The sequence below is a fragment of the Nostoc sp. CHAB 5715 genome (assembly GCF_020829685.1).
Lineage (GTDB): Bacteria > Cyanobacteriota > Cyanobacteriia > Cyanobacteriales > Nostocaceae > Nostoc.
The window spans coordinates 1-5,328 of the sequence record NZ_JAIVFR010000517.1 but is presented as its reverse complement, the minus strand read 5'-3'; the positions used below and the strand labels follow the sequence as shown (position 1 = coordinate 5,328).

At 46.4% G+C, this 5,328-nt stretch carries 2 protein-coding genes and 1 pseudogene; 2 read left to right on the top strand and 1 reads right to left on the bottom strand.

Annotation, left to right across the window (positions count from 1 at the left end):
* Positions 1–3,741 (bottom strand): annotated as a pseudogene (locus LC574_RS24880) (hypothetical protein); the annotation flags it as partial.
* 265 nt (positions 3,742–4,006) lie between these two features.
* Here LC574_RS24880 and LC574_RS24875 point away from each other — a divergent pair.
* Both LC574_RS24875 and murQ read left to right on the top strand, forming a co-directional pair.
* Positions 4,007–4,435 (top strand): DUF3110 domain-containing protein, encoded by a 429-nt coding sequence (locus tag LC574_RS24875; RefSeq protein WP_229456222.1) that lies wholly within the window; start codon positions 4,007–4,009, stop codon positions 4,433–4,435.
* 130 nt (positions 4,436–4,565) lie between these two features.
* On the top strand, positions 4,566–5,328 hold a 763-nt coding region (gene murQ / locus LC574_RS24870), incomplete at its 3' end, for an N-acetylmuramic acid 6-phosphate etherase (protein WP_229456221.1).

Sequence of the window (5,328 nt, the reverse complement as noted above, 5' to 3'; positions counted from 1 at the left end):
CAAAGCTTCAATTTCAGAAAATCGTTGGATTTGGGTTAATAAAGGTTGATTTGGCGCTCCTTGGGGGGTGGTGGTTAAATCCTCTGCTGTGCCGTAGATTTCTGCTGAACCACCTGGCAAGTTTTGTAAATCAAATATCTGCGCTACAGTTAGAACATCTTGGATCTCTCCCTGGTTGACGTTCAGTTTACCTTGTAGTTGAGGCCCTTTAGAGCTTTGAGCAAAAGTACCGACAAGGGCGTAGCTACTTTTGCCTTTGACAAATTCGCTACTCGTAACTGTGCCTTTCCCATCACTGTAGCGAAATTGAGCAGCTATTCGATCGCCCCGAAGCCGGCCAATTTGCGGATTAGCGATCGCTAGATTCCCTGTAGCTGCCAATGTCTGCTGATTAAATAGCAAATCCCCTGTTAACAAGCCAGCTATCTTACCAGTACCCAGTTGAGCAATTGCTGGTGGAGTCAAATTCAATATTTGTAAGGGGAAATTTGCAACTTTGAGCGCCCAATCATTCCCTTGAACATTACCTATAGCTGATGCTTGCTGCCATTTTACTAAGAAGGATTTCGGGCGATTATTGGCATCTAAATTGAAGGCCAGGCGATCTCTATTTCCTGCCAAGTTCAAATTTAAACCGCGTCCCTGTGCTGAATCGATGTTTCCAGTTAACAACGGCTCAAAAGCAATATTTTGAACAACCAAGTCTCGTAAATTAATTTGCCCTACCACATTTGTCAAGGGCAGTTTACCAGTGATTTGACCATTAAAATCTACGCTCCCCGCCACAGCAACCTGATTAGGAAGATTGATCGGTAACTGTTTTAAGTTGTAATTCTGCGCTTGAACGTTGAGATTTAGGGCAGTAATTTCCGGTATACCTGCCTTTCTTGCATTGGCTAATATGTTACCAGTCACACTTAATCCGGGAGCAGTTGCTCGCTCAATGGTAAGCCTTTCACCACTCCAAGCGATCGCAGCCGTCAGGGGTTGTTCAAGACCAGGGAAACCTTGGGATAATTGCACCTGTCCAGCAGCACGTACATCAGCTAATTTGGATGATCCAAATGTGCCAGCTAATTGCAACTGACCGCCAAACCGACCCCGCAATTGCTGATTTAACCGATTTAATTGCACACCATCAGCATTAACTACAGCTTGATAGCGACCATTAGCCAATTGGATATTAGAGGCTGCGATCGTTCCACCTGCAAGATTCACCCGTCCCTGACCACTGGCTTGGATAGTTTGCGGTTGGAACGACTCAACAGAACCCGCCACGTTTGCTTGACCAGTTAACGTCCCTCCCAACTGCGGTGGTACTACTGCTAACTGCTGCAACGGGACATTATTTGCTTGAACTTGCGCCTGATATACACCATTCGCCACTTGGACATTAGAGGCTGTAATAGTCCCACGCGCAACATTTACCTGCGCTTGACCGTTGGCTTGAATAGTTTGCAGCTTAAAAGAATCAACAGAACCCGCGACGTTGAACTGACCAGTTAACGCTCCCTGGAACTGCTTTGGTAGTGTTGCCAACTGCTGCACAGGCACATTATTTGCTTGAACTTGCGCCTGATAGACACCATTCGCCACTTGAATATTAGAGGCTCTAACCGTACCATCGCCAATAGCAAGGCGACCCTCGCCACTGCCACGGAGGGTTTTTAGGCTGAAATTATCTCTGTTGCCTGCGATTTGGAACGTACCCGCCAATGGGTTATTTAAAGCTGGGGGAGACTGTTTCAATATTTGTCCCAACCGCACACCATTAGCTACAAGTTGAGCAGAGAAGCTTTGGTCTTGCAGTTGGATATTAGAAACTGCAACTGTGCCGCCACCAATTTGAACTCCTCCACCATCAGTGCGAATCGTGGCAATTTTAAATGGTGCTGTGCTGCCTGAGAGAATGAGACGACCATTAAACTGTGCTTCTGCCAAAGAGACATTTTGCAGTTGACTTTTGTCTACAAAGGGTTGCAATTTTACCCCAGAGGCAACAGCCACAGCTTGCCAACGCTGATTGGCGTAACTACCAGTTGCCCGGACAGTACCACCACTTACATTCAGAGCCACATTGCGGAAAGAGACATTGCGATTTGGAGCAATTGCAACTTCACCCGTTCCAGGGTAAGTTCCGTTAGGAGCTTGATATTGTACCGCAGTTTGGACATTGGTGGGAGCGCCAGTTAGTTGGGCTGTACCTGAGACATTGCCAATTTGAAAGTTGGGTGTTATTTCATAAACTTTTGCGATCGCATCCCCTGGAACATTCTTGGCAGCAAAATTTATATCCAGTTGAGGGTTTTTACCGAGTTGAATTGTGCCAGCGCCCGTAATTTCAGCACCAACTTTAGCTTTACCTTGAATATCTTTCAGGGTAATTAAAGAGGAACTAGTAGCAAGTTCAAACTTACTACTAATGGTATTAAAATCAACTTTATCAATCCGAGCAGTTTGGATTGTGGCAACTGTGCCTGAGAGAATTGGTTGGGTAGTTGATCCAGTAATCTGCAAATCAGCTTGTACTTGTCCAGCGATCGGCACAGGTAGTTTTACCTTGAGAGTCTCTTGGGCATTAGCCAAACTCACCGCATTTACACGCGCTGCCAACTTAAAGCCTGCTTGATTGTCGATGATTCCCGTAGCCACTAAGGGAATTTTGCCGTAGTTGCTAGTAACATTGTTTAACTGCAACTCCGTTCCCTGGAAGCGAAGATTTCCTTGGCTATTGCTCAACAGTTGCGGGACTTTAGGTATTTGAACTGTTACGCCTTGCACAACAGCGCTGCCAAACAATAAAGTTCGCTGTCCTGGTGTTAACCTAACTAACAAGTCGCCATTGGCTCGACCCGCCTGTAAGTTCACTGGTAACTTAATTAACCGAGAAATATCCGCAACCAGGAAGTCTTGCGATCGCACTTGAAAGTTCCCTGCTAGCACCCTAGAACGCGTCTCTCCCTGAATAGAAATACTGCCACCACTGTCTGCTTGCCCCCCCACATCAAACCTGATCAACTGGTTATTTGCTAAAAGTTGGGCAGAACCGTTCAGTTGAGAAAATGTTACGGGGGATGAGGGGGATGAGGGGGATGAGGGGGATGAGGGGGATGAGGGGGATCTTGATCCCTCATCTCCCCCTGCTCCCCCTGCTCCCCCTACTCCCTCATCTCCCCTTGCTCCCCCTGCTCCCCCTGCTCCCTCATCTCCCCCTGCTCTCCTTGGCATCAATGTCAGCTTGGCATTGCGAAACCATAATTTGTCTAAATCGGTTTTAATAGCGGCGTCTTTACGCGACGACGCTATATTAGTGGAAACCCAGCGCCCTTGGTTATCCTGTTCAATATAAATATCTGGGTTGACTAAGGTAACATCTAGCTTTAGATGGCGGTTAAAGATTAGTTGTAACGGGTCAAAACCCACCTCTACAGCTTCTACTACGGCCCGATCTGGATCTGTGGATGTCGCTGGGATAGCTGAAGCCCCAAATTGCACTCCCGTTAACGAAAATTGTGTGACTTTTCCCAGTTTTACCGGACGGTTGAGTGTAGTAGTGAGACTTTGTTGTGCTAAAGGCGTTAACTCTGTTTGGACAAAAGTCCACAACCGACAAATACCGACAATAACTCCTAACAGCAAAAGTCCGCCCAAAGCAATGCTACCCCGACTCAACACCAGCAACCATAGACGCTTGTGGATAGGACACGGTGAGGGAATATCTTGATTGGGAGATTTAGTCATTTGCTTTTACATTATTAATTGCCAGATGTCGCTGGCACACACAAGCATTAACTGGCACGCTGATTCAGTATGCCATTTCCAGGATACGCCAACTAAACCAAAGACCCCATTGGTTGAGTTACGGTATTTGCTTAATCCAATACTTATGCTTCATAATATTGGCGTTTTCAGGTAAATCTGATCCGAAGAGAGTGAAAATTGTTCCTATGACTTTCGCTGAGGCACAACGTAGAACTTTAATATGGATAGACCTTAAAAAAGACAGATGATTACACCAATGCGTGTTTTTGTGTTAATTTTTAATGCTCGAACGGAAAATGAGGGAATTCATACCATTCGGGAAGGCGATCGCAATAAAATTCTGATGTTCGAGTCAGAAGACGACGCCACCCGCTTTGCCCTGATGTTAGAAGCTCAGGATTTTCCCTCACCTACACCAGAGCCGATCGATGCTGAGGAAATCAAGGAATTTTGCGAAAATGCTGGATATGAATGGGAAATTATCCCAGAAAACAGCAATTTAGTTGTAACTCCCCCAGAACTTAACGTCGAAAAAACCGACTGGCAAGAAGATGCCCAGAAGGAGGATACTGTTGAAGACCCCTTCCCTCTCAATCAACAGCCACTAGAAGAACCAGAATTGTCTGATTCTGAACTAGAGAAGATGCGTCGCAAATTGGAAGGATTGTTGTAATTAGTCATTGGTCATTGGTCATTGGTCATTGGTCATTGGTCATTGGTCATTGGTCATTGGTTATTGGTCACTGGTCGCTAACTGACAAATGACAACGGACAAAGGACAAATGACAAAGGACAAATGACAAATGACAAACTTGCAGGAACGTGGGCATCTTTTAACCGAGCTGGTAAATCCTAACAGTCTTAACTTAGACCAGCTCAGTTCTCTGGAATTGGTGGAGTTGTTTAATAGCGAAGACCAAAAAGCAGTTGCGGCGGTTGCGGCGGCGAAAATTCAGTTGGCACAAGCAATTGATAGCACCGCAGAGCGTTTGCGCCACGGAGGACGCTTATTTTACATTGGTGCTGGCACAAGTGGCAGGTTAGGGGTGTTAGATGCTGCTGAGTGTCCACCTACCTTTTGTACACCCCCAGAGTTGGTACAGGGGATTATTGCTGGTGGTGCTGGCGCACTGGTACGCAGTTCGGAAGATTTAGAAGACAGCATCGAAGATGGGGAGGCTGCGATCGCTGGGCGACATATTACCCAGCTAGATGTCGTAGTTGGCATTACCGCAGGTGGAACAACGCCTTATGTCCACGGTGCGCTTCATGCTGCTCGTCAGCGAGGAGCTGCTACTATTTTTATCGCCTGTGTTCCCGCAGAACAAGTTAGCTTTGATGCTGATATTGACATTCGCCTATTAACAGGGCCAGAAATAATCGCTGGCTCAACTCGCCTGAAAGCTGGTACAGTCACGAAGTTAGCTTTAAATATCCTTTCCACTGGGGTGATGGTCAAACTAGGCAAAGTTTACGGTAATCGCATGGTAGACGTGGCGGTAACAAATCAAAAGTTACGCGATCGCGCTTTGCGAATTTTGCAAGACCTCACAGGCTTAAGTCGGG